Raw genomic sequence first — 20,280 nt, 5'->3', positions numbered from 1 at the left:
ATTTACATTTTTCCCTGAAATTTGTTCATCTCGAACAAAAGCTGTTCCAATAATGGCTGGGCTTCCCCGGAAGTCTTTTATTAACAAAACATATTCATGTGGTAGTTTTCACGGAAACGCTTATTTTTAAGTATAAAGTTCCACAGCGATGCAAACAATGAAAAAGCAGCACTACCTTCCCCGGTTTATGATGCCGGTATCTGATAACGGTGTCAAGACTCACTTACTGGCCGGTGACCTGGGCGGCACTAAAACCAACCTGGCACTATTTAGTAGTGTAGATGGCGAGTTGGACCTGATTCGCGAGCAGCGGTATGTTTCCCGCGACTACGCCAGCTTTTCAGATATCATCCAGCATTTTATCGGGGAGAGCCGGGAGACGCCGCCGCATCGTATATGCATTGGCGTGGCAGGTCCTGTGGTAAAAGGAAAAGTGGAACTCACTAATTTATCAAGGGAATTGAGCGAGGATGAAATACGGCAGACAACCGGTATCAATGCAGTAGCACTGATCAACGACCTGGAAGCTACTGCCTACGGCCTGGCTACTTTGTCGCCCCAGCAGCTGACCACGCTGCACCGGGGCGCTGCGGACCATACTGGCAATATTGCGATTATTGCACCAGGCACGGGTTTGGGGATGGCGGGCATGTATTGGGACGGGGAATACCATCATCCCTTTCCCACAGAGGGAGGACATACTGACTTTGCGCCGCGGACGGACCTGGATATACTGCTGCTCCGTTATTTGCAGGAGAAATATGACATCGTGAGCTGGGAGAGAGTGGTGAGCGGCCCGGGAGTATACGACATTTACCAGTTTCTGAGAGATATAAAAGGCATGGAGGAACCTGTGGAACTGCGTGCCGCGATGAATGCCGGTGACCCGTCGGCCGCCATCAGCAAGGGCGCTATTGAGCAGAAGATCCCGGTTTGTGTAAAAACCATGGAGCTTTTTGTACGTTACCTGGCCAGGGAATCCTGCAACCTGGTACTAAAAATGAAGGCCACAGGAGGTTTGTTCCTGGGTGGAGGAATTCCTCCAAAGATTGCAGTGCTGCTCGAAACGGGCGAGTTTTATCATCACTACATGCAGGGCGACCGGATGGCAGAGCTCTTAGCCAGTGTACCTATTCATATTGTGAACAATGATAAGTCTGCCTTATGGGGCGCCGCATTTTATGCTGGATTATTAAAAGATTAAAGTATTTTTGAGAGATAAAACAGGAAATGGTGTCTTCCTGATCAGAACCGTCAGCCCAGGGCTGTCTGATGGCGCCTACAAATATTAATGGCATGGTATGCCATTTCACGCTGCTATTTGTAGGATATGAAACAATTTAAGTTTTCTTCTTTTGAACAAGGGAGAGTAGCATACCAGCTACTCCGCTGGACTGTATTGGTAATACCGGTATCGCTGATCGTGGGATCGCTCGTAGCTTTATTCTTATGGTTACTGGAAACGGTAACGCATATACGCTGGGAATATGAGTGGTTATTATGGGGCTTGCCGGTGGCCGGTGTTCTTATTTATTGGCTGTATCGATTGGGCGGTAAGCAGGCCGACAAGGGTAATAACCTGATCATGGAGGAAATTCATCAGCCCGGCGGTGGGGTTCCTGCACGTATGGCGCCCCTGGTGTTGGTAACCACCATTCTTACTCATTTATTTGGTGGCTCTGCGGGTCGGGAGGGTACCGCCGTGCAGATTGGCGGCAGTATCGCAGGCTGGATTGGAAAGCAGCTACGGCTGTCGGCAGCAGACCTGCGTATTTTACTGATGACGGGGATTGCGGCAGGATTTGGAGCTGTATTCGGTACGCCGCTTACCGGGGCGGTGTTTGCCTTGGAAGTGCTGGCTATCGGGGTAATGCGCTATGATGCGCTGGTGCCTTGCCTGATAGCGGCGGTTTTTGCTGATGTTGTCTGCAGTGCCTGGGGCATTCATCATACCCATTATCATATCAATTATATCGATCACCCGCTGATAGATAGCCTGCCATTTATTCACCTGGATGTATGGCTGCTGGTAAAAGTAATTGTTTGCGGCGTTGCATTTGGATTGAGCAGTTTCCTGTTCTCCACGCTGATGCACAATATTAAGTATAACGCTCAGGCCTATATTAAAATACCCTGGCTCATCCCGGTAGTTGGCGGTATCGTTATTTTGCTGTTGAGTTACATCACGGGAACAACCGATTACCTGGGACTGGGTGTCAGTAGCAAATCGCCCAACGGCATTAGTATACTGGCAGCTTTTGAAGCCAACAGTAGTGTAAATGACTGGAGTTGGCTGTGGAAGCTGGTGTTCACGGCCATTACGCTGGGAATGGGTTTCAAAGGGGGAGAGGTGACTCCCCTATTTTTTATAGGCGCTACTTTAGGTCATACGCTGGCTTTGCTGCTGGGCGCCCCTGTTGACCTGTTTGCCGGACTCGGATTTATTGCGGTTTTCGCTGGTGCAACGAATACCCCAATTGCCTGCACGTTGATGGGTGTTGAATTATTTGGTACCACCCATGTGCTGTATTTCGCCGTGGCCTGTTTTACTGCATATTACTTTAGCGGGCATTCGGGTATTTACGGTGCCCAGCGACTGGAAGTAAGGAAATGGCGCTAACATTCGCGTGGAGAAACCTAAACCTAAACCACGATATGGAGAAACTAAAAATATTGACGGAGGAAACGCTGAGCATAATTGAAGTGCTGGCTGTAAAGCAATAGTGAAAAATATTAGCAGCAATTGGGGGCGCCGATGGAGGATATCCATCGGCGTTTTTTATTTGGTGGAAATAGTATGAACCCGGGGATAGGATAGATATCGTGGCCAAGACTAAAATGAACGCTCTCAGAATAGCATATACGCTCACTAGTCTAGGTATTATATTTTTATTCAATTCTCAGGGTATTCATTTTTAATGGAATCTGGTACCTGAAGAAACTAAAAATCGCCCCATAAGCTTAAAAACTCGTTATGGTATTAATGGTTTAAAATAATTCCTATAATTTATATTATGTTAAATAAAACAATTCAGTTCAAGCTTAAATAATAATACAGCTATCTCCTAAGGCTTAGTTGCCTCCTTGAAACAACATAAGCCCTAACCTCTCACAGCTATCAACAGCTTTTTCATGATATAGGTCCTGCTTCCAGTAAAGATACAGGATCTATTCCTTCCGGCTACTCCTGTCACACATACGCATGACAAGAATAGCATACGTTTAACCTATACTGTAGCCGCCGCAGGCTGTTTTGCTTTTACGTTAATGCTGGTGCGACTGATATAGGGCGTTATCACAATTAAGAGCATCAACACCATTATCAGGATGGAGATCAGCTCATAGTAATCCATCGCGTATTTCAGGAAGGTTTGTTTTTGGATAGCTTTGTCCAATAAACCGGGTGCTAGCCGCGCCGCCTGATCAGCCATTAATCCCCGTGACTGGAGTGCAGACTGGTAAGTTTGTAAGCGTTCTGCCAAACCATTATCTACCCTGGATACGCCGTCGCTGAGTCGCATGGCGTGCGTCCTGGTAAAATAGAGCGAAAAATAGTTGATCAGCGCCGTACTCAATCCAAAAAAAGTAAAACGGATAAATACGCCTGCGGTGGAAGCGGATACACTAATGGCTTCCGGTACCGATGAAATAATAAACAATACGATCGGCGTAAGCAACATCCCTGCACCCATCCCCTGTAGCATCAGAGGAAGTATGAAAGTCGCCTCGTCAACCTCAGATGTAAACAGGAAGTACATCGCACTGTGAAATACCAGTAGCAGGAAAAAGCCTACCAACCAGATGAATTGTAAAGGACGCTTTTTTATAACCAGCCTCGCTGCTATGGTAGCGCCTATCACAATCCCTACCAGGTTATAGCTCAACAGCTCATAGGTATGCAAGGGGTCCATACCTAATACATTGGAGAAATAGCTGGTGGTGATGTTAAAGGCCCCCCGGATCAGGTACAGGCCGCCCAGTAAGGTAATTCCAAATACAAACGACCTGGATCTGAATACTTCCATGTTAATGAACGGGCGCTTGCGATGCAATTGCCTAACGACAAATGTAGCGGTCAGCAATACAATACCAATAACGCTTCCAACAATCCGGGGGTCCTGCAGCCAGTAATATTGCTGCCCGTAAATCAATATATACCCTAACAAAATAAGCATGGGCGCATATAGGAAGAAGCTGGTCCAGTCGAGCTGGTAAAGGGGTACCCGGCGCACCAGGTGCACCCTGTTCATCAACAACAATAACAAGGTAGCTCCCGGTACAAAGGTGTAAATAACCATCTTATACAACATATTGTACTCAAAATCGTCTACCAGCGGAGCGGTAATCAGCGATGTTAGAGATCCTGAACAAAGAATCATCCCGTAAAAAATAGCGTACCCGGTTTCACGGGCATGCTCCGATTTCAGCCGGCTAAACAATAATGTTAAACAGATACTGGTGACGCCACAGTTAAGAACCCCCTGTAAAAAACGGCAGATAAAAAGTACTGTCACTTCCCTGGTATGATAACACCAGTAAGTAACAATTACCTGCAACACCAAACAAATCAGGAAATATTCTTTGGTGGCGATGCGGCTGAAAAAGCGTTTTTCCAATGGGGTAAAAGCCACGAGGGCGGCATAATACAGGAGCATGGAAAATTGGATATCCTGGGGCTCGGCGCCATAAAACCCCGTAGCTGCGTTCACGTTAGCAGTCGATAACGCAAATAGCATCACTGTCGGAAACAGCACCAGGAAAATAGTTAGCCGGATGAGCCATTCAGGCACCCAGGAACGAAATATCTGTTTACTCTGCCCCATGACTATTGACGTTCTTTTGCAACCGACACATTTACATTCATTCCGGCAGACAGCTGCTTCAGCTCCTCAGGTGTACCGTTGAGGCGAATACGTACTGGAATACGCTGGGCTATTTTCACGAAATTACCGGTGGCATTGTCCGGCGGCAGCAGCGAAAACCGGCTGCCAGTAGCGGCGGACAACGATTCTATTTTTCCGGTGAGTTTTTTCCCCGGGAAAGCATCTACGACTATGCTGGCGGTTTCGCCAATGTTCATATGGCGGATCTGCGTTTCTTTGAAATTAGCCACTACCCATTTGCCGGCTTCCCAGTCTACAATATAAGCCAGGACCTGCCCTGCCTGCACCAACTGCCTGGGTTGTATGGTGCGGCGCCCCATTTTACCATTATAGGGCGCTGTAATAATAGTGTAGGATACATTAAGATCATTTTTAGTCACTACAGCTTCTCTCCTCTTTATTTCTGCATTCAGGGCACTCTGCTGTACTTTGGCGTCATTGATCTTAGCCAGGGACGCCTGGTAAGCATCCTGGGCGGTTCTGTAATCGGAACGGGCCACCGCCAGCGCGGCCTCTACTTTCTCCAATTGTTGTTTGGTAGCGGATTCTACATCATATAATTTCTTGTAACGATCGTATTCCTGTTCCTGGTTTACGAGTTTTGCCCTGGCTGCAGCTATCTGTGATTCGTATACCCTGGCTGTCTGAGCCGAGGTAGTGACATTGCTTTCCAGTACGGATACCTGCGCACGGGCGTTGAGCAGCGAGGCCTCTGCTTCCTGTTGTTGTGCAGCATACTCACTGTTATCTATGATAATCAACGTGTCCCCTTTTTTTACTTCCTGATTTTCTTCATAGCGGATCTCTTCAATATAACCGGTTACCTTGGCTACAACAGGGTTAATGTATTCGTCGATTTGTGCGTCGTTGGTTTCTTCAAACTTCCAGTGCTGCAACAGGGTGTTTATCCCCCAAATACCCAGGCATACTACTACGATGGCAGCGATAATAGTGGTAATACGGGAAATGAGTATGTCCGTTTTGTTGGTAGTGGTGTTGGTGTTCGTCTTGTTCATATATTAAAGGTTGCCTGTTGCTTTCAATAATTGATAGTATTGTAATTGTGCGGTTACTTCCGCCGTGGTCAGGTCAAAGCGGGACTGCAGCAGTTGCGTTTCTGCGTCCAGCAGATCCGTGAGCAGCGACAGCTGGTTGAAATAGGTATTATTGACAATCCGGAAATTCTCTTTCGCCTGCGTAATATTGTCGTTCGCCACCTGGATGCGTGTCAACGCCTCGGTATAGCGTAAATAGGCAGCCTGTACCTCCTGGCGAACCTGGTCCTTTGTATCGGCGTGTTCTATTTCCTGGCGCTCCAGGTTGATTTTTGCTTCCTGTTTTTTATGCTTATTCTGGTAAAAAGCAGAGATGGGAACAGCAGCTTTCACGCCTGTTTGCCCCAATCCATATAATGCGACGGAGTAAGGATAAAAAAGTATCTGGGGATAGGTATAGGCGTATTCTGCATACAGTCCCACTTTGGGGAGTATATTACTTTTTACGTCCTTCAGTTTCAATTCACTCAATGCGGTTTCCTTTTCTGAAATCTTAAAGGCGAAGGAATATTCGTAAGCATCAGCGAGATAATCTTCGTAGCTGCGTAGCGGGGCTTGCGGCACTACCAGCGTATCAAGAGATAACTGGTTATAGCTGCTGTCTGGCTGGCCTATCATAATATTGAGGCGCTGGTTAGAGATATGTATTCCGTTCCGTACTTCGAGCAGGGTCATTTTTTGTTTGGATAGCATCAGCTCTGCGCGGAGCACGTCACTTTTTAATACCACGCCATTCTGTTGCAGGTGGCGGATTTCCTCCAGTTGCTTTTCCCTTTCTGCGATATCCTGTAACAATACTTTTTCGTACATCCGTCCCCGATAGACATCCAGATAGACGGCCGCCGCTTTATAATGTATTTCTGTGACAGTAAGATTTTTCTGTTCTGTAGCCAATTCTGCCTCGGTTTGCCTGGCCTTGATTTCCCGGGATGTTTTCCCTCCATTATATACATTCAGGTAGGCATCGGCGCCAAACTGGTAATAAGCATGCACAACAGGATATTGCGTGGGCGACTGTAATAATCCATCCTGGTAGATGGCAAGATTGGATACGCGCGCATATAAGCCATTGGCTTTCACTTCTGGCAAACGCTCATCCCTGGCTGCTTTGGTACGTTCGTCCATACTCCGTACATGGAGATACTGCATTTGCAATTGCCGGTTGTAAGCATCCGCTCTTTTCCATACATCCGTTAACGTTAGGGTATTCTTTTCGGGGGCCTGACTAAGGGCTGTTTGTGTGGTGAAAAGTGCGATCAACACCCCTCCTGCCAGCCACTTATTAGTAATTCTAGACATATTTATAGTGATGAAGATGCAAAGTTCCAACCCGATTAGTTAATTTATTTTCTATAAATTGCCATAAAATTGTTAGATCCGGCCAAATGAGTGATTTTGATCCACAACTGATATTAAAAGCTGTTGATGCCATCCCGGAATCGGCCTATGTATGGCATTGGAAAACGGAACATCATTTTTCCTCCCATAAGCATAACAAAGGACAGCTCACCTATGTTGAAGGCGGTGCTGCTTTTTTATATACAAAAGATAAAACCTACTTTCTGCCCGCCAGGCATTACATGTGGGTGCCCGCGGGAGTAGAACATTACTTTCAACACCGGTACCCGGCGAATTTTGTGCGTACGATTTATTTTTTCAGTGAGCTGGAAGACCAGGACGATCCGTTTTATACCAAGACAGGCATTTACCCGGTGAGCAACCTGTTGCTGGAAATGATCCTACATACTGCCCAATGGGACGGAGACATATTGCCGGGCGATAAGCGCTTTACCTTCATCAAGGCCATCAAGGACATGTTGCCCGAAATCAGTTCGGTACCTCTGCCTATAACCTTGCCAACCACCGATAATCTCCGGTTGCAGCCGGTACTCAGGTATATACAGGAAAACCTTGCTGAGCCGCTTACCCTTGAATCGGTGGGACATGAATTCAACTACAGTGAACGAACGCTGACACGCCTTTTCCGTGCCACCATGGACATTTCTTTTTTTCAATACCTGAAGCTGGCCCGGATGATCAAGGCGATGGGATACCTGTTGGAGACAGAGAAAACCATCAACGAAATAGCCTGGGATACTGGGTACAACAGTGTTTCTGCCTTTAGCAATACTTTCTTCAAACTAGTGGGCAGGAGACCCAGTGATTTTCAACAATAGGCAGACAGCGGCCTCCATTCATCCTAAAGTATTTGAATTTATGCGGCTTTTGCATAATCTTTAAACTCCATCAAGATCCGATCCATGAACATAATGAGTAAGCAACTGATGCTATCGCTATTGCTGTCAGGCACTTTAGGACTGCCACGACTACAGGCACAACAAAAAAACACGAAGCCACCGGTATCTTCTAAAGAAAATGTACTGCCATACGGGCCTGTTATCCTCAACCCGGATACAACGGTCACCACGTATCACGATGTTACCGTAAAAGGCCAGAAGATCCCCTACAAGGCGATTGCGGGCACCCAGCCCGTTTGGGACCAGGATGGGAAAGTATTGGCCGGGCTGTTTTATACCTATTATGAAAGAACAGATGTCAAAGACCGCGCAAGCCGCCCCCTGGTTATTTCTTTTAACGGCGGCCCGGGTACGCCTTCAGTATGGATGCAGATTGCCTATACCGGTCCGCGGCTGTTAAACATCGACGATGAAGGTTATCCCGTACAACCTTACGGTATACACGAAAATCCTGAATCCATTCTCGATATTGCAGATATCATTTATATAGACCCTGCCAACACGGGCTTTTCGAGAATCACCGGCAAAGAAGTACCCCGTGAAAAGTTCTTCGGTGTAAATGCTGATATCCGTTACCTGGCCGAATGGATCAATACTTTTGTTTCCCGCCAGAACAGGTGGGCATCCCCCAAGTACCTGATTGGCGAAAGCTATGGCACCACGCGGGTATCGGGATTGGCGCTGGAACTGCAAAACGCGCAATGGATGTACCTGAACGGCGTCATCCTGGTATCGCCAACAGAACTGGGGATATCGCGCAATGGTCCCGTGGACGCCGCTTTACGCCTCCCTTACTTCGCGGCTACTGCCTGGTATCATAAGGCACTGGCGGCCGATTTACAGCAAAAAGACCTTTCCGCTGTACTTCCAGAAGTCGAAAATTTTACCATTCACGAACTGATACCCGCTATCAGCCAGGGAGGCTTCCTCGACGATCAGCAACGGAAGGCCATCGCCGCCAAAATGGCCCACTACTCCGGTCTGTCAGATAAAGTGATATTGCAGCATAACCTCAACGTACCTCCCAGTTTCTTCTGGAAAGAATTACTGCGGGATAAAGGCTATACGGTAGGTCGGCTCGATTCCCGCTACCTCGGCATGGACCGGGAAGATGCAGGCAGCAACCCGGATTACAACGCAGAACTTACCTCCTGGCTGCATGCGTTTACACCGGCCATCAATATCTACCTGCGGCAGGAACTCGATTTTAAGACTGACCTGAAATACCTGATGTTTGGTCCTGTGCATCCATGGGATAGTAACAACGATAATACCGGGGAGAACCTGCGCCAGGCCATGGCTGCAAATCCTTATCTGCATGTCATGATCCAGTCGGGCTACTACGATGGCGCCTGCGACTATTTCAATGCCAAATACAGCATGTGGCAAATGGATCCAGGTGGCCGTCTGAAAGACCGGCTTTCCTGGCATGGCTATCGCAGCGGGCACATGATGTACCTGCGTAAAGACGACCTCTCCACCGGCAACAATGATATCCGCGCTTTTATTAAGGCATCGATGCCGAAGTCGGGTCAGCCAGCGAAATATTAAGGGGAGCTAAAAGCATACAGCGCAAAGCAAAAAGCTATTGTGGAAAAAGAATGTAGCGACCTATCTAAAACTCGCTCTAATCATCCTCCGCAATAGCTTTTTGCTTTGCGCTGTATGCTTTCAGCTTTGATAAAATTACTATCATTGCAGCATGTTGGATAGACAACGAATAAGAAGAATCCTGACGTATGCAGCAAAATGCGTAACAGGCGTACTATTAGTACTGGGGCTATCCTGGCTGACAGGATATGAAGATATTATCTGGGTATTAATTTCTGTGATGCTGGTGTTGTCGCCGGATGGTTCAGATGCGGTAACGTTGGCGGTTACACGTATAAAGGCGAACGTAGTAGGCGCAATCTCGGGATTTCTGTTGATACTTGTACATCCCAATATGCTCCTGATGATGTGTGCCGCGGTATTTATCACTGTAGTGATCTGCAATTTATTGAAGTTAGAAGCGGCTACCCGGACCGCGTTGGCGGCTACTATTATCGTGATGACGCACGAAGCTGGCGCCCACGTCTGGGACACGGCAGTGGCCAGGGTATTATCGGTGCTCGCCGGTTGTTTATTAGGCTTAGTTATCACTTTCCTTTTTCATAATAAGTATACCCGGCAAACCGCAGAAATAATACTCCCCAGGGCGCCGGATCGTGGCGGCGAATAAGCAAGTACAGATTTCCTCCAGAATTGCCCGCTATTTTTGAGCGATTAAGGAGAGATATGAAGAAAATGATATTTTCAGCCGGACTGGCTTTAGGCGCCTTTACCTTCTCTGACAAAGCAATAGCCCAGGAGATTGATTCCCTTCCTTCCCATGTTGATTCAACACATATTGTAACAGCTGTTCCCCCTCCCAGCCAGTTAAGCCGGACACCTGAGCGTTTTCACAGTACCATAGAAGGTATTGCTATACCAGCTGCAATGCTGGGATACGGCTTTATTGCACTTAACAATCCTACCTTACGGGACTTGAATACCAGCACCAGGGCAGAAGTAAAAGAAGACCATCCAACCTTCCGCACGCAAATTGATAATTACCTGCAATATTCGCCGGTGGCAGCAGTGTATGCACTGAACGCCCTGGGTATACACGGTAAGCATAACTTCCGTGACCGTACTATCATCCTCGGGCTGGCGGCCGTGTTTACAGCAGGTACTACCGAGGGGATCAAGCACTGGACACATGAAGAACGCCCCGATGGTTCCGATTTTCTCTCTTTTCCATCAGGACACACAGCTACTGCCTTTGCTTCGGCAGAATTCCTCCGGCAGGAGTATAAAGATGTATCTCCCTGGTACGGCATAGCAGGATACGCTGCGGCGGCTGCCACCGGCGCATTACGTGTTTACAACAATAAGCACTGGGTAAGCGATGTAGTAGCCGGAGCAGGCTTGGGTATTTTAAGCACTAAAGCGGCCTACTGGGTATATCCCTGGATGCAGCAAAAACTGTTTAAGGATAAACGGGAACACGCAGATAAAGTGGTAATGCCCTATTACAATCCGCAGTTTCATAGCGCAGGACTTAGCTTTATCTTCTTTCCCCGCTAATGATCACACATAATAAATATATCCTATACAAGAAAAATCACCAGCGCAAAAAGCTTTTGATACCACGAATGTTGCATTAAAGAAAATTTAAAAGTATTAAGTGGGGAATATATGGGGGTTAACCCCTAAAGCTGACCTGGCTACAAACACCCGTTTTTGGCAATGTGACAAAGTTGCAGGATTCTGCCGATAAATTTTGTGATTTAATTGTTAACGTGAAAAAAAATATCCATCTTGTAATAACCCTATGAGAAACCGTATCGTGTGTAAATCTGTTTTTTGTTAACATTGGATTTACAGTTGTATAAATGAATCCAGCTATTTTAGTGTTATCAAATTAAACATTTAAATATCACCCTACCCCCTCTCGTAGTTAATGATGTAAATCTTACTCGGTGTTGCTTTCTCCTCCCCTCAAAACCTGTTAAACATGTACGTTCCGGTCATTATTTTTTCCTTTTTCACCCTATGGTATATTCATTTCAGAACCTGTAGTTTGCGACAGGCCCGCATAAAAAGGAAACGGTTAAAACCTGTTCCTGGAGAAGATGCGATACATACCGTACGCATCGTAGGCGCGTCCAATAGCGTATTCAGTGTTTCCAAATATCTCCGTAGCGTTAAAAATATGTCGGATAAGCGATTTATGACCGTGGCGGTAGATCAGGTGATTACCACAGCGATGGGCACCACGCGGCAGGCGCGCCTGATTGAAAACCTTGCGCCCGGCGAAGAGCGCCGGCTCGGACACAGCGATCACGTTCGGGAAGGGAAATACCAGATTTATATCGGTTATGAAATATTATGGGCAAGATATATACCTGCGCCGGTACATTACAAGGGAAAAACGAAAGCAGCTCCTGCCATGCTAGGCAATGATCTCCTTCACCAGCATCAGCACTCCCTGATACAGGCCATGGAAGTCCGAAAGGACCTTTTATCGTGATAGCTGCTCTTCCTTTCCGCCAAAGATGCTTAGCCAGACCATCGTGAAAAAGACGCCTATCATAGCGCCTGCCGTCACATCCTCCAGGAAATGCTGACTCATATACATGCGGGAATATCCCACCAGCATAGCCAGCACCAGGTAAAGCAATGACCAGTACTTGCTGCGGGCATAGTAGGCCAATACTGTAGCTGCCGTAAAAGCACAAATGGTATGACCGGAAGGAAAACTTCTGAAGTTGTCGAGTACTTGTACGCCAGGCACAAAATAAATATCATGCAAACGATGTTCGAAATAACGGTGCGGACGGGGAAAACCAATCCATATTTTTAATACGCCGCCAATGGCAGCTGTAAAAAGATAAGCAGAACCAAGTACCATACCTATACGCCTGCGAAATACCAACAACGCTGTGCTCAGCAAGATGGCAGCCACCGTACTGCCCAATTCCGTGATATAGGGAAATATAAGGTCTCCCGCCGTAGTATGTAAATGATTGATAAAAAAGTACGCAGTAGTTCTGCTCACCGTCAAGCGGGCGAGCAATATTCCCAGCAGCACGGTTATCAATGGCCATAAAAAAAGTATTAGCCGCTGGTATACCTGTTTAAAGCGCTCCAGAAAAACACGCATGAATTTACGACTGGGTTAAACGGCGGTGGTAATTAATCTGGCCGAGATGGTAATTAAGATGAGTGCACAGGTGTACCAGGAAATGCCCGGTAAACATGGTTCCCGAGAATACCTTCTCCGGGTATACTTTCTCCAGGTCTTCCGCTGTCAGGTCGGCAATCACGGTTAATGTAACACGGCGGGTAGTGCCTATCAATACCAGCAAATCCTCCCTGGCAATGTTCCGGTCGCTGAATTCCCGGTCACGGTCCCGCAGGTAGCCTGTCTTTCCAAGTATGGCGCCTACATAATGTTGCAGATTACCACACAGGTGCAGACACAGGGTTCCGGCTGAATTGCTGATACCAGCGGGCACCTTCCAGATGCCTTCCTGGGTTTCATAAGCAGCGATCTCCTGTTCCAGCTTGCTGAGATCCCGCTCAAATAAATTGATTAAAATACTGGTAAGCATAATCTAAAGATAGCGAAAGATTCACATTGCCCCTGCAAAGGACATAACGGCAATGTGAATCATGTCAAATATAACAGTACTAGTGGGAAAGATCTATTTTACACTAAAGAGTGGCTGTACATCCAGCATAGCTTTCTGGTAGGCAAGATCAAAAGCCTCCCACTTACCGCCGATACCAAAGCGATAGTTAGCCCCATCGATTACACTAAAGGAGGCAACTTTTTTGTTGAACCCATGTTTAGTTCTCTGGAAGTCTGTAATATCCGATAAGGAGAATTCGATCGCTTTCTTGTTGCGGGTAAGCAGCCAGCCAATAACGCCAAATAAGAGAAACATCAGCATCGGCTTAGCTTCAAAAACAATTCGTTCATTGGTCAGATACAAGGCACCTTGCTTGGCATTCCAGCTGTTCTTGATGTAAACTGCATTCACTTTGTACAAAATGGTTTCCTGTGGGTTAAGGGGCCATTTAACTTTGATGGTTCGTTGCATTGATTAACAATATGGTTAGCCGCAAAAATATAATATTATTGTGAATCTAAATAACAGACCATGATCCTGACATCGATTCTCGACAATGACTTCTACAAATTCACCATGCAGCATGGAGTGGTTAAACTGTTTCCGAAGGCGCGCGCCCGTTATACCTTTATCAACCGGGGCAAGCATTCGTTTCCGCCTGGCTTTGCAGAGGCATTGAGAGCAGCGGTGAACGATATGGCCCAGTTACAGCTAACGGCAGAAGAAAAAGAATTCCTGCAGCTCACCTGTCCCTACCTGGATCCTACCTACCTCGATTTTCTCCAGGGATACCGCTACAATCCTTCCGAGGTATATATTTCGCAGCATGGGGAAGAACTGGAAGTACACGCTGATGGATACTGGTACCGAACCATTCTATGGGAAGTACCCCTGATGTCGCTGATCTGTGAATTGTATTATCAGCTCACAGGGCAACAAAGGGTCAGTGATGCTGAGGTAACCCGAATTACCCGTGAGAAAATTGAAAAATATAAACAGATGGGCATTACCATCGCCGATTTTGGCACCCGGCGTCGGCATTCGCTGGCAGTACATCAACTGGTAGTGAAAGCCTTGCGGCAATATGGTGAAGGATGTTTTATCGGCACCAGCAATATACACCTGGCCATGCGCAATGGTGTGAAACCGGTAGGTACCCATGCACACGAATGGTTTATGTTTCATGCGGCTAAATACGGTTTTAAAATGGCCAATATGCTGGGATTGGAAAACTGGGTACAGGTATACCGGGGAGATTTGGGCATTGCTTTGTCAGACACCTATACTTCGGCCGTTTTCTTCGAACAATTTGACAAAAAATTCGCGAAACTATTTGACGGTGTACGCCACGATAGCGGCGATCCAATCCTGTTTGCAGAGCAGACCATTGCCCATTACATCAGTAAGGGCGTGAATCCGCTCAGCAAAACGATCATCTTCTCAGATGGGCTGAATTATGATAAAGTAGCGCATATTGCCGACTATTGCCGCGGTAAAATAGGCATGTCGTTCGGCATTGGCACCAACTTCACTAACGACGTAGGGCTTACCGCCTTGAATATCGTTATCAAAATGTACGAGGCTCTGCCGGAAGACGCGCCCAGATGGACGCCGGTAGTGAAACTCTCTGATGTAAACGGTAAACACACCGGCGATGAAAAAATGATTGAATTGGCGAAGGAAATGCTGGCCATGTAAATCTCAAAATAAAATTGGCCACGTGATATCACGTGACCAATTTTTTATTTTAAAGTCTTTTAAATATTTACCAGCTTCCCAATCCAATACCTGTATCCCCCTGGGAAACGTCTCCTGATTCAAATCCTTTTTTAAACCAGAACATACGTTGAGCAGAGGTGCCATGGGTAAAAGCATCCGGTACTACTTGCCCGGTGGCTGCCTGTTGCAGGCGATCATCCCCCACGGCGCTGGCAGCACTTAACCCCGACTCTATATCTCCCGGGTCCAGGAAGGGTTTGATTTTATTGGCGCGGCTGGCCCATACTCCTGCCAGGAAATCGGCCTGCAGTTCCAGCATCACCGACAACTTGTTATATTCTTTTTCGCTCAGCCGGGAACGCATTGCCTGCATTTTCCCACTGATGCCCAATAGATTTTGAACGTGATGACCCACCTCATGAGCAATTACGTAGGCCTTGGAAAAGTCGCCCTTCACCCCAAAACGTTGTTCCAGCTCGTCAAAAAAGGAAACATCCAGGTATACCTTATGATCGGCCGGGCAATAGAATGGGCCCATGGCCGATTCTGCAAAGCCGCAACCAGATTCTGTTCCTTTTTCAAAAGATACCATACCAGGCACTTCATAAGTTTTGTTCCTTTCCTGGAATTCCAGCTTCCATACCCGCTCGGTGCTGCGTAATACTTTGGAAGACATGATTTCAAAGGGTGATGCATTTTCTTTGGTCAGCTTCTCAGAGGTACCCTGTCCCTGGCCGGGACCCTGTGCTTGCTGTACGGCCTGCATCACCTGTTGAGGGTCCTGCTTAAAGAGCAGCGCCAGTACTATAATGATAATACCGCCGATACCGCCGCCAATACCAATATTGCGCATACCGCCACCGGTACGTTTCTCGACGTTGTCGCTCATTTCTTCATCATCAAGACGCATAGTAGATCTAAAATTTAAGGGTGAAGTTTCTTACCCCGAATGTACATTTTTCTTTCATATGCAGGGCTTTTATGCTAAACAAAAACATCCCGGTACTGTTATTATTGGAGCACGTTTATTAACGCCAAAATACCATCGTATGCAAATTAAACAAATCCTGCTGGCTTCCCGTCCCCAGGGGTTACCAGACGATCATACCTTTAACACCGTTAAAAGCAGTCTCCGGGAGCCACAGCATGGAGAAGTACTGGTAAAACCGCTTTACTTTTCGGTAGATCCGTATATGCGTGGCCGTATGAACGACGCTAAATCCTATATCCCGCCCTTCCAGGTAGGAGAGCCTATTGAGAGCGCAGGCGTAGGGGAAGTTATTACCAGCCGGGACGATCAATTTAAAACCGGAGACCTGGTCATGGCTACGGGCGCCCGTCCTTTTCTTCCCTGGGCTACAGCAGCTATCTTTCCAGGTACCCATCTCCGGAAAATTGACCATAGCATTCCTCCTACCTATTACCTGGGCCTCCTGGGCGTACCGGGACTAACGGCCTATTTTGGCCTGGTAGATATCGGTAAACCCAAAGCGGGTGAAACAGTGGTGGTATCCGGTGCTGCTGGCGCAGTAGGGATTATCGTAGGACAAATCGCCAAAATAATGGGCTGCCGCGCGGTGGGTATTGCTGGCGGCGCGGAAAAAGTAAAGCTGCTCACAGATACCTTTCATTTCGATGCCGCTATCGACTATAAAGACAACCCTAACCTGGATGCCGCCATTGCCGCCGTATGCCCCAATGGTATAGATGTATATTTCGATAACGTGGGAGGCGACATTTCCGATGCCGTGATGAGACATCTGAACTTCTTCGCCAGGGTGCCGCTGTGTGGGCAGATAGCGTTGTACAACGTTACCGAAGTACCGGTTGGCCCGCGCATTCAGCCGCTCATGGTTACACGGAGTGTGCTGATGCAGGGTTTCACGATCGGTAATTACTCCGCCCGGTTCGGAGAGGGCGTGAAACAACTGTCGGAATGGATAAAAGCGGGCCAGATAAAATATACCGAAACAGTAATAGAAGGTTTCGACCAGTTACCCAATGCCTTACTGGGATTATTTTCCGGGAAAAACAGCGGTAAGATGGTAGTGAAAGTGTAATTTTACGTATGACAAATGCTATTGTTCATACCCGCGTCAGAAAAGTAGCTGCGGCAGGATTCACCGACACCAATGATACCCTCGCTACAGAAGACCCGCTCGAAATCAGGCTGGTACATGGGCCTTCTCATAATCGCCGGCAGCAAAACATATCCGTTACCATGCGTACGCCCGGCAATGATATGGAACTGGCTGCCGGCTTTTTATTTACAGAAGGTATCATTTCCCATAGTGATGATATCCAGGAAGTTATTTTATCATCTACTGAGGATGGCGACATTGCCACCGTACACCTCAAACCTTCGGTCAACGCGCGATTAGGACAAGTACAACGCAACTTTGCGGCTACGGCCGCCTGCGGCGTTTGCGGTAAAACCAACCTGTCGTCTATTCGTACGGCCGTGAATGTTGGTGAGCATACTTTCACCCTGTCAGCTCCTTCCCTGCTCCGGCTCCCGGACTTACTCCGGCATCAGCAATCGGTATTTGACAGCACCGGGGGCCTTCATGCCGCCGCCTTGTTTAACGACAGCGGGCAATTATTGCTGCTGCGGGAAGATATTGGCCGGCATAACGCAGTCGACAAAGTAATCGGCGCCGCCATACAGCAATCATCGTTGTCCCTGCAGCAATATGGTTTGCTGCTCAGCGGGCGTGCGGGGTTTGAGCTGATCCAGAAAGCAGCCATGGCCCACATCCCGGTGATAGCCGCTATTGGCGCCCCTTCCAGCCTGGCAGTGAAAATGGCGGAACAATGGCATATTACCCTCGTAGGTTTCCTGAAAGAAGATCGTTTTAATATCTATAGCGGCGCCGCCACTATTGATGTTCCACAAAATACCACCCAACATGGATAGTGCAGAAAATCCCGTAAAGTTTACCGGCATTAAGCTCGGGCCACCAAAAACAGTAGCAGCGGGTATCCCGGCAGTAATATCCAGTATGCGGCATGTGCTGGAGGAAATGAATGCCTTTCGTGGCATGAAAGCATTACTGAAACTGAACCAGAAAGACGGGTACGACTGCCCCGGCTGCGCGTGGCCCGATCCTGATGATGAACGATCCGGGATTGCCGAATACTGCGAAAACGGCGCTAAAGCGATTGCCGAAGAAGCCACCACTAAGAAGCTGACGCCCGACTTTTTTGCGCAACATAGCATCGCTGCACTCGGCGACCTAACCGATTATGAGATAGGTAAAAAAGGCAGGATAGCCCAACCCATGTACCTGGCCGAAGGAGCTACCCACTATAGCCCCATCTCCTGGGAAAACGCCTACCAACGTATTGCCTCCCATCTCAAGCACCTATCCTCGCCCAATGAAGCCATATTTTATACCTCCGGCAGAACCAGCAATGAAGCTGCCTTTCTTTACCAGTTGATGGTACGGGAATATGGTACCAACAACCTGCCCGACTGTTCTAACATGTGTCATGAATCCAGTGGCGTAGCGCTCAACGACTCCCTGGGCATAGGAAAAGGATCTGTAACCCTGGAGGATATTCACGAGGCAGAAGTGATTATTATACTAGGACAAAATCCGGGCACCAATCACCCCCGCATGCTCACGGCCCTCCAGAAAGCCAAAGCAAACGGCGCAACGATTATCGCAGTTAATCCACTTAAAGAAACAGGACTGCTCAACTTCCTTAACCCGCAAACGGTAAAGGGGGTATTGCAGATAGAAACACATCTCACCGATATTTTTCTACAGGTAAAGATCAACGGCGACATGGCCCTGGTTAAAGCCTTGTCCCTGCTGCTGTTACAGGAAGAAGAACGTCATCCGGGTACCGTGTTTGACAACGCATTTATTGCCAGCCAAACCAAAGGATACAATAACTATATCCAGCACCTGAAAACACAGCAGCTATCACAGCTGATGGCCGACAGTGGCGTGGACCCTGTACTGATAGAAGCCGCTGCAGCAGCTCTTTTCCATAAAAAGAAAATAATTGCCTGCTGGGCCATGGGCCTTACCCAGCATAAAAATGCTGTAGATACCATCCGGGAAGTGGTCAACCTCCTGCTATTGAAAGGCAGCATAGGTAAGCCCGGCGCCGGAACCTGCCCCGTACGCGGACATAGCAACGTACAGGGCGATAGAACCATGGGCATTTACGAACAACCAACCGATGCCTTCCTCGATAAAATACAGGCGGTATACGGATTTGATCCGCCCCGCGCACACGGGCATGATGTAGTACACGCCATCCATGCCATGCACAAGGGCCAGGCAAAAGTTTTCATGGCCATGGGAGGTAATTTTCTATCTGCTACACCGGACACTTTATATACTGCCGCCGCACTGCGTAACTGTGATCTTACCGTACACGTATCTACGAAATTAAACCGCAGCCACGTTGTACATGGTAAAGAAGCCATTATTCTGCCTTGCCTGGGCCGTAGCGATAAAGACATGCTCCACGAAGAGGCCCAGTTTGTGACCTGCGAAAATTCAATGGGCGTCATCCAAATGTCGAAAGGGAACCTGCACCCGATATCGGAACACCTGAAAAGTGAGCCTGTCATCATCTGTGAGCTGGCTACTGCATTGTTCGGAAAAGATACCCGCGTACCCTGGCATGATTACGCCAAACATTATGATCATATCCGGAACGATATTGAAAAAATAATTCCCGGCTTCGATCAATATAATCAACGGGTAAGACATCCGGGAGGCTTTTACCTCCCCAACGGCGCCAGGAAGGGACAGTTCAATACCCTTACCGGTAAAGCTAATTTTAATATAGCGCCCGTACTCAACACCCCATTGGCTGCCGGCGAGTATATGATGATGACGATTCGCAGTCATGATCAGTTTAATACTACTATCTATGGACTGGATGACCGTTACCGCGGTGTATACCATGAAAGGCGGGTGATATTCATGCATCCCAAAGACATTGCTGACGGCGGATTTCAACCGGGACAGGTAGTGGACCTGTATAACTATCATGGGCAAACGGAGCGTGTCGCTTATGGCTTCATTATTGTAGCCTATGATATCCCGGAAAAGTGCACCGCTACCTATTTCCCGGAAACCAATGTGCTGGTCCCTGTTGACAGCGTGGCAGACAAAAGCAATACGCCCACGTCTAAACTGGTGATCATTCAAATAAAATCATCTGACATTAAAAATTAGTA

Annotated in this window: 18 protein-coding genes and 1 riboswitch; of the genes, 11 read left to right on the top strand and 7 right to left on the bottom strand. The window is 47.6% G+C overall.

The window, feature by feature from the left end; all coding sequences use genetic code 11:
- Positions 1-148: 148 nt before the first annotated feature.
- Both glk and HGH90_RS16975 read left to right on the top strand, forming a co-directional pair.
- Positions 149-1,204 carry a glucokinase gene (gene glk, locus HGH90_RS16980; RefSeq protein ID WP_211092912.1) on the top strand — a complete coding sequence of 352 codons (1,056 nt, stop codon included), beginning with the start codon at positions 149-151 and terminating at the stop codon, positions 1,202-1,204.
- A gap of 13 nt (positions 1,205-1,217) precedes the next feature.
- Positions 1,218-1,289: riboswitch (Fluoride riboswitch) on the top strand.
- 41 nt (positions 1,290-1,330) lie between these two features.
- Complete coding sequence (locus HGH90_RS16975) at positions 1,331-2,620, top strand: voltage-gated chloride channel family protein (protein WP_168763183.1); 1,290 nt, start codon at positions 1,331-1,333, stop codon at positions 2,618-2,620.
- A 607-nt stretch (positions 2,621-3,227) separates the two neighbouring features.
- Here the strand turns inward: HGH90_RS16975 and HGH90_RS16970 are convergent.
- The 3 genes from HGH90_RS16970 to HGH90_RS16960 are packed head-to-tail and all read right to left on the bottom strand — an operon-like array spanning position 3,228 to position 7,237.
- On the bottom strand, positions 3,228-4,823 hold the full coding sequence (locus tag HGH90_RS16970) for an MFS transporter (protein ID WP_169191604.1): 1,596 nt from the start codon (positions 4,821-4,823) through the stop codon (positions 3,228-3,230).
- Positions 4,824-4,825: 2 nt separating this feature from the next.
- On the bottom strand, positions 4,826-5,899 hold the full coding sequence (locus HGH90_RS16965; protein WP_168763181.1) for an HlyD family secretion protein: 1,074 nt from the start codon (positions 5,897-5,899) through the stop codon (positions 4,826-4,828).
- Between the two features lie 3 nt (positions 5,900-5,902).
- On the bottom strand, positions 5,903-7,237 hold the full coding sequence (locus tag HGH90_RS16960; protein WP_169191603.1) for a TolC family protein: 1,335 nt from the start codon (positions 7,235-7,237) through the stop codon (positions 5,903-5,905).
- 86 nt (positions 7,238-7,323) lie between these two features.
- Between HGH90_RS16960 and HGH90_RS16955 the strand changes: the two genes are divergently transcribed.
- The 5 genes from HGH90_RS16955 (at position 7,324) to HGH90_RS16935 (ending at position 12,250) form a co-directional block, all read left to right on the top strand.
- The gene (locus tag HGH90_RS16955; protein ID WP_168763179.1) at positions 7,324-8,115 is read left to right on the top strand and encodes a helix-turn-helix transcriptional regulator; all 792 of its coding nucleotides are present in this window, start codon (positions 7,324-7,326) and stop codon (positions 8,113-8,115) included.
- An 84-nt stretch (positions 8,116-8,199) separates the two neighbouring features.
- Positions 8,200-9,747: a S10 family peptidase gene (locus HGH90_RS16950; RefSeq protein ID WP_247679827.1), complete on the top strand. Its 1,548-nt coding sequence runs from the start codon at positions 8,200-8,202 to the stop codon at positions 9,745-9,747.
- Between the two features lie 151 nt (positions 9,748-9,898).
- Entirely contained in the window at positions 9,899-10,417 is a 519-nt protein-coding gene (locus HGH90_RS16945; protein ID WP_168763178.1) for an FUSC family protein, read from the top strand.
- A gap of 56 nt (positions 10,418-10,473) precedes the next feature.
- Positions 10,474-11,304 carry a phosphatase PAP2 family protein gene (locus HGH90_RS16940; RefSeq protein WP_211172652.1) on the top strand — a complete coding sequence of 277 codons (831 nt, stop codon included), beginning with the start codon at positions 10,474-10,476 and terminating at the stop codon, positions 11,302-11,304.
- A gap of 430 nt (positions 11,305-11,734) precedes the next feature.
- Positions 11,735-12,250: a hypothetical protein gene (locus HGH90_RS16935; protein WP_169191602.1), complete on the top strand. Its 516-nt coding sequence runs from the start codon at positions 11,735-11,737 to the stop codon at positions 12,248-12,250.
- Here HGH90_RS16935 and HGH90_RS16930 read toward each other — a convergent pair.
- The 3 genes from HGH90_RS16930 to HGH90_RS16920 form a co-directional block, all read right to left on the bottom strand.
- On the bottom strand, positions 12,242-12,883 hold the full coding sequence (locus HGH90_RS16930) for a phosphatase PAP2 family protein (protein WP_169191601.1): 642 nt from the start codon (positions 12,881-12,883) through the stop codon (positions 12,242-12,244). The genes HGH90_RS16935 and HGH90_RS16930 overlap by 9 nt on opposite strands.
- Positions 12,884-12,887: 4 nt before the next feature.
- Positions 12,888-13,334 carry a DinB family protein gene (locus HGH90_RS16925; RefSeq protein ID WP_169191600.1) on the bottom strand — a complete coding sequence of 149 codons (447 nt, stop codon included), beginning with the start codon at positions 13,332-13,334 and terminating at the stop codon, positions 12,888-12,890.
- Positions 13,335-13,427: 93 nt separating this feature from the next.
- On the bottom strand, positions 13,428-13,826 hold the full coding sequence (locus tag HGH90_RS16920; protein ID WP_168763174.1) for a GRAM domain-containing protein: 399 nt from the start codon (positions 13,824-13,826) through the stop codon (positions 13,428-13,430).
- Positions 13,827-13,886: 60 nt separating this feature from the next.
- Here HGH90_RS16920 and pncB point away from each other — a divergent pair, with 60 nt between their 5' ends.
- Positions 13,887-15,053 (top strand): nicotinate phosphoribosyltransferase, encoded by a 1,167-nt coding sequence (gene pncB, locus HGH90_RS16915; protein ID WP_168763173.1) that lies wholly within the window; start codon positions 13,887-13,889, stop codon positions 15,051-15,053.
- A gap of 67 nt (positions 15,054-15,120) precedes the next feature.
- On the opposite strand, the gene HGH90_RS16910 is transcribed toward pncB, so the two are convergent.
- Positions 15,121-15,984, bottom strand: coding sequence for a neutral zinc metallopeptidase (locus HGH90_RS16910; RefSeq protein ID WP_168763172.1), 864 nt, complete (start codon positions 15,982-15,984; stop codon positions 15,121-15,123).
- Between the two features lie 139 nt (positions 15,985-16,123).
- On the opposite strand from HGH90_RS16910, the gene HGH90_RS16905 reads away from it, so the two are divergent.
- Genes HGH90_RS16905 through HGH90_RS16895 form a run of 3 tightly spaced genes read left to right on the top strand, consistent with a single transcriptional unit; the run spans position 16,124 to position 20,278 of the window.
- Positions 16,124-17,134 carry an NADP-dependent oxidoreductase gene (locus HGH90_RS16905; protein WP_169191599.1) on the top strand — a complete coding sequence of 337 codons (1,011 nt, stop codon included), beginning with the start codon at positions 16,124-16,126 and terminating at the stop codon, positions 17,132-17,134.
- Positions 17,135-17,142: 8 nt separating this feature from the next.
- On the top strand, positions 17,143-17,991 hold the full coding sequence (gene fdhD / locus HGH90_RS16900; RefSeq protein ID WP_168763170.1) for a formate dehydrogenase accessory sulfurtransferase FdhD: 849 nt from the start codon (positions 17,143-17,145) through the stop codon (positions 17,989-17,991).
- Positions 17,984-20,278, top strand: a complete 2,295-nt coding sequence (locus HGH90_RS16895) for an FdhF/YdeP family oxidoreductase (RefSeq protein ID WP_248277026.1) — start codon at positions 17,984-17,986, stop codon at positions 20,276-20,278. Before fdhD ends, HGH90_RS16895 begins: the two co-directional genes overlap by 8 nt.
- Positions 20,279-20,280: the final 2 nt, after the last annotated feature.

This window comes from Chitinophaga sp. Ak27, assembly GCF_012726295.1.
Classification (GTDB): domain Bacteria; phylum Bacteroidota; class Bacteroidia; order Chitinophagales; family Chitinophagaceae; genus Chitinophaga.
Note: the sequence above shows the minus strand (reverse complement) of the source record. Positions and strands in the feature narration are given on the sequence as shown.

Bases quoted from the DNA above. Each gene is read 5' to 3' on its own strand.
- glk (WP_211092912.1), top strand. From the start codon at position 149: ATGCAAACAATGAAAAAGCAGCACTACCTTCCCCGGTTTATGATGCCG.
- HGH90_RS16975 (WP_168763183.1), top strand. From the start codon at position 1,331: ATGAAACAATTTAAGTTTTCTTCTTTTGAACAAGGGAGAGTAGCATAC.
- HGH90_RS16970 (WP_169191604.1), bottom strand. From the start codon at position 4,823: ATGGGGCAGAGTAAACAGATATTTCGTTCCTGGGTGCCTGAATGGCTC.
- HGH90_RS16965 (WP_168763181.1), bottom strand. From the start codon at position 5,899: ATGAACAAGACGAACACCAACACCACTACCAACAAAACGGACATACTC.
- HGH90_RS16960 (WP_169191603.1), bottom strand. From the start codon at position 7,237: ATGTCTAGAATTACTAATAAGTGGCTGGCAGGAGGGGTGTTGATCGCA.
- HGH90_RS16955 (WP_168763179.1), top strand. From the start codon at position 7,324: ATGAGTGATTTTGATCCACAACTGATATTAAAAGCTGTTGATGCCATC.
- HGH90_RS16950 (WP_247679827.1), top strand. From the start codon at position 8,200: ATGAACATAATGAGTAAGCAACTGATGCTATCGCTATTGCTGTCAGGC.
- HGH90_RS16945 (WP_168763178.1), top strand. From the start codon at position 9,899: ATGTTGGATAGACAACGAATAAGAAGAATCCTGACGTATGCAGCAAAA.
- HGH90_RS16940 (WP_211172652.1), top strand. From the start codon at position 10,474: ATGAAGAAAATGATATTTTCAGCCGGACTGGCTTTAGGCGCCTTTACC.
- HGH90_RS16935 (WP_169191602.1), top strand. From the start codon at position 11,735: ATGTACGTTCCGGTCATTATTTTTTCCTTTTTCACCCTATGGTATATT.
- HGH90_RS16930 (WP_169191601.1), bottom strand. From the start codon at position 12,883: ATGCGTGTTTTTCTGGAGCGCTTTAAACAGGTATACCAGCGGCTAATA.
- HGH90_RS16925 (WP_169191600.1), bottom strand. From the start codon at position 13,334: ATGCTTACCAGTATTTTAATCAATTTATTTGAGCGGGATCTCAGCAAG.
- HGH90_RS16920 (WP_168763174.1), bottom strand. From the start codon at position 13,826: ATGCAACGAACCATCAAAGTTAAATGGCCCCTTAACCCACAGGAAACC.
- pncB (WP_168763173.1), top strand. From the start codon at position 13,887: ATGATCCTGACATCGATTCTCGACAATGACTTCTACAAATTCACCATG.
- HGH90_RS16910 (WP_168763172.1), bottom strand. From the start codon at position 15,984: ATGCGTCTTGATGATGAAGAAATGAGCGACAACGTCGAGAAACGTACC.
- HGH90_RS16905 (WP_169191599.1), top strand. From the start codon at position 16,124: ATGCAAATTAAACAAATCCTGCTGGCTTCCCGTCCCCAGGGGTTACCA.
- fdhD (WP_168763170.1), top strand. From the start codon at position 17,143: ATGACAAATGCTATTGTTCATACCCGCGTCAGAAAAGTAGCTGCGGCA.
- HGH90_RS16895 (WP_248277026.1), top strand. From the start codon at position 17,984: ATGGATAGTGCAGAAAATCCCGTAAAGTTTACCGGCATTAAGCTCGGG.